Source organism: Mycobacterium sp., from assembly GCF_049585075.1.
Taxonomy (GTDB): Bacteria; Actinomycetota; Actinomycetes; order Mycobacteriales; family Mycobacteriaceae; genus Mycobacterium.
In genome coordinates this window covers 1-3,726 of the sequence record NZ_JBAUZA010000323.1, presented here as the reverse complement: position 1 = coordinate 3,726, position 3,726 = coordinate 1, and the positions used below count along the sequence as shown (strand labels likewise).

Annotated in this window: 3 protein-coding genes; 2 read left to right on the top strand and 1 reads right to left on the bottom strand. The window is 66.2% G+C overall.

Features of this window, described 5'->3' with window-relative positions:
* Window positions 1–690 (top strand): M23 family metallopeptidase (locus WB785_RS15375; RefSeq protein WP_424080187.1); only part of this gene is annotated, 690 nt, incomplete at its 5' end.
* 3 nt (window positions 691–693) lie between these two features.
* The gene (locus WB785_RS15370) at window positions 694–1,299 is read left to right on the top strand and encodes a hypothetical protein (protein WP_424080186.1); all 606 of its coding nucleotides are present in this window, start codon (window positions 694–696) and stop codon (window positions 1,297–1,299) included.
* 10 nt (window positions 1,300–1,309) lie between these two features.
* Here WB785_RS15370 and pcrA read toward each other — a convergent pair whose 3' ends face one another.
* Window positions 1,310–3,655, bottom strand: a complete 2,346-nt coding sequence (gene pcrA / locus WB785_RS15365; protein ID WP_424080185.1) for a DNA helicase PcrA — start codon at window positions 3,653–3,655, stop codon at window positions 1,310–1,312.
* Window positions 3,656–3,726 lie beyond the last annotated feature (71 nt).

Genomic DNA, 3,726 nt, shown 5'->3' with positions numbered 1-3,726 from the left:
CAGCTGACCGGCCCGGCGCGAGGCCGGGTGTTGATCGGCGCCATGGCCGCCGGTGCTGCGGCGGCTGCCGCGCACACCGCCACTCATACTTCCGATCACGCGCACGCCCAGACGGTGCTCGCGGCCGACGCGGCCACCATGAACGGCGGTGTCATCAGCACGTCGTCGCGCGGTATGCAGATGGTCACCGTGCAGCCCGCCGCGAACGTCGCGGTACACAACGCGGAGCTGGCCAAAGGCGTCGCGTTCGCGCAGGAGCGCGCCCAGCGCGAGGCCCGGCTGCAGCAGCCACTGTTCGTGATGCCGACCAAGGGCATATTCACGTCGGGTTTCGGGTATCGCTGGGGTGTGCTGCACGCCGGTATCGATCTCGCGAACTCGATTGGCACCCCGATTAGGGCGGTATCCGATGGGGTTGTCATCGACGCGGGCCCGACCGCCGGCTACGGAATGTGGGTCAAACTGCGCCACGCGGACGGCACGGTCACGCTATACGGTCACGTCAACACGACGATGGTCAGCGTGGGCGAACGCGTGATGGCGGGCGACCAGATCGCCACCATGGGCAATCGTGGCAATTCCACGGGTCCCCATCTGCATTTCGAGGTGCTGTTGGGTGGCACCCAGCGAATCGACCCGGTGCCGTGGCTCGCCAAACGTGGCCTGTCAGTCGGCACCTTCGCCGGTTGACCGGTGACTGGTCCGAATTACCCCACCCCAAGCGATCAACCGCCCACCCAGCCGCCGAGCGGGCCCATGCGTGTCGACAGCGATCCCCCGAGTGCGCCCCAAACCCGGATTATCCGGCGAGCGCCGACCGGGCCGCTGCCGCAGCTCGCAGGCGATCCCCACACCACCTACATCCCGCGCCAACCACCGCCGCCCCGCTACGCTGCCCCGAGCCAGCGGCCGGGCATGCGGTCCGGTGAACCCAGCAGCGCAACGGCGGTCGCCGCCTCGGCTGTCACCATCGTCAGTGGCTGGTCGACCTCGGTGGTGGCAACCGACCTGATCGCCGGCTGGTGGAAATCCGACCGCCTGTTCTGCGTCGCAGTGGCGTTTCTCGCGCTGGTGTTCGCCCTGGCGACGATCTCCGGTGTGATCCAGCTACTGCTGCGGCGGTCGCTCGGCCGCTACCTGATCGTGGCCGGCGCCGTGATCGCGCTACTTACGTACGGGGGCGTATTCATCGCCGGCGCGCGTGTTGCCTGGATCGTGCACCTGCTGCCCTTGCTACCGATTTCCAGCGCGGTGCTCGCGCTGCTCCCCCGCACCAAGGACTGGTTGCTGGACGACTGAGCGCCGTTCGCTAGAGCTTGCTCACGGGGGCGTGATTGTGCATCAGCTTGACCCGGCCTGAGCTGCCGAAGTCGATCAGCGACATCGCCGATTCGCCAACGCCGGAAACCTCTTCCACCCGGCCCAGCCCGTACTTGTCGTGGGTCACCCGGTCACCGGGTTCGAGCACCAATAGCGGGCGTTTGCTCGCCGATGCACGAGCCGGCGACGGACGCGGCGAGCCGAATCGCCCGGCGCCGCTGACCGGCGCGCTGAACGACGGCGTGGGGTCGAGGCGTCGCCAATCGATGAGTTCCTGCGGGATTTCCCGCAGGAACCGCGACTCCGGGTTGAGCATCGGCTGTCCCCACGACGACCGCACTTTGGCCCGGCTGACATAAAGCCGCTGACGGGCCCGGGTGATCCCGACGTAGGCCAGCCGCCGCTCTTCGGACAGCTCGGTGGGATCGCCCAATGCCCGCATGTGCGGGAACATGCCGTCTTCCCAGCCGGTCACGAACACCACCGGGAATTCCAACCCCTTCGCGGTGTGCAACGTCATCAGTGTGACCACACCGGCGCTGTGCTCGGGGATTTCGTCGGCGTCGGCGACCAGCGACACCCGCTCCAGGAATTGAGCCAGCACACCGGTGTCCGGCACATCTTCATCGTCGGGCGTGCCAATAGTGTCGTCGAGCGCCTCGGCGTTCTCCAGGTCGGTGGCGAATTCGTGTGCGACGCTGACGAGTTCGTTGAGGTTGTCCAGCCTGGCGAGGTCTTGCGGGTCGGAGGAGGATTCCAACTCTGCGCGGTATCCTGTGCGGTCCAACACCGCCTCGATCAACTCCCCGAGGTCGCCGTCAAGGCGACCCCGCAGATCGTCGAGCATCTCGACGAAACCCGCAATCGCCTTGGCAGAGCGGGTGTTAAGCATCGGCACCTTGCCTTCGGCGGCGGCGTCGAGCGCGTCGGCGAAGCTGGAACCGGTGTTCTCGGCATAGACCGCCACGCATGCCTCGGCCCGATCACCGATACCGCGCCGCGGCGTGTTGAGAATGCGTCGCATGCTGACCGCGTCGCCCGGATTGTCCAGCACCCGAAGGTAGGCGACGATGTCGCGGATCTCTCTGCGCTCGTAAAACCGCACGCCGCCAACGACTTTGTACGGGATGCCGGCGCGAATGAACACTTCTTCCAACGACCGCGACGAGTTGTTGGTGCGGTAGAAGACCGCGACGTCGTTGTAGGTGAGATCGCCGTCGGCGACCAGCGCGTCGACCTCCTCGGCGACGAACCTCGCCTCGTCGTGTTCGTTGTCGGCGACGTAGCCGACGATCAGCTCGCCTTCACCCGCGTCGGTCCACAGCCGCTTCTCGCGGCGTCCCGAATTGCGCGCGATCACCGAGTTGGCCGCCGACAGGATGTTCTGCGTGGAGCGGTAATTCTGTTCGAGCAGGATCGTCGTCGCGTTGGGGTAGTCGCGCTCGAAGTCTTCGATATTGCGAATCGTGGCGCCGCGGAACGCATAGATCGATTGGTCGGCGTCGCCGACCACGCACAGCTCTGCCTGCGGCACGGCATCGGGGTCGTCGGCGGCGTCGCGCCCATTGTGTCCGACGAGCTCGCGCACCAGCACGTACTGGGCATGGTTGGTGTCCTGATACTCGTCGACCAGGATGTGCCGGAACCGCCGGCGGTAGTGCTGAGCGATCTGTGGGAAGGCCTGCAGCACGGCGACGGTCTCGCCGATGAGGTCGTCGAAGTCGAGTGCGTTGGCCGTCCGCAGCCGGTGCTGGTATTCGGCGAAGACGGCGGCTACCGTGCGGGACAAGTCGTCGGCGTGGTCAGGCTGATCGGGATCGGACAGGTTGGCCATCGCCTGCTGCGGGTCGATCAGCTCGTTCTTCAGGTTGGAGATGGCGTTGGCCAGCAGCCGCGGCGAGTAGCGCTTGATGTCAAGGCCCATGTCCTTGGCGATCATCTGCAGCAGCCGCCGCGAATCGTCGGCGTCGTAGATGGAGAAGTTGGAGTTGAGGCCGGCGATCAGCGACGCCTGGTTGCGCAGGATCCGCACGCAGGTGGAGTGAAATGTCGACACCCACATCCAGCGTGCTCGCGGACCGACCAGCGCCACCACCCGTTCCCGCATCTCGGCGGCGGCCTTATTGGTGAACGTGATGGCCAGCACCTGACCCGGGCCGACGTCGCGGGCGGCCAACAGGTATGCGATACGCCGGGTCAGCACGGCCGTCTTGCCGGAGCCCGCGCCGGCAACAATCAGTAGTGGCGTGCCCTCATGCAGCACTGCCTGGCGTTGTTGCGGGTTGAGTCCGTCGAGCAACTGGTCTGCTCCGGCCTCAGTTACGTGCAAGGTCATGTCTGTTTTAACTTACCGCTGTTCGCCGACACCTTTGCGCTGGCGGGCCTTCAAGTGGCACACTCATTTCG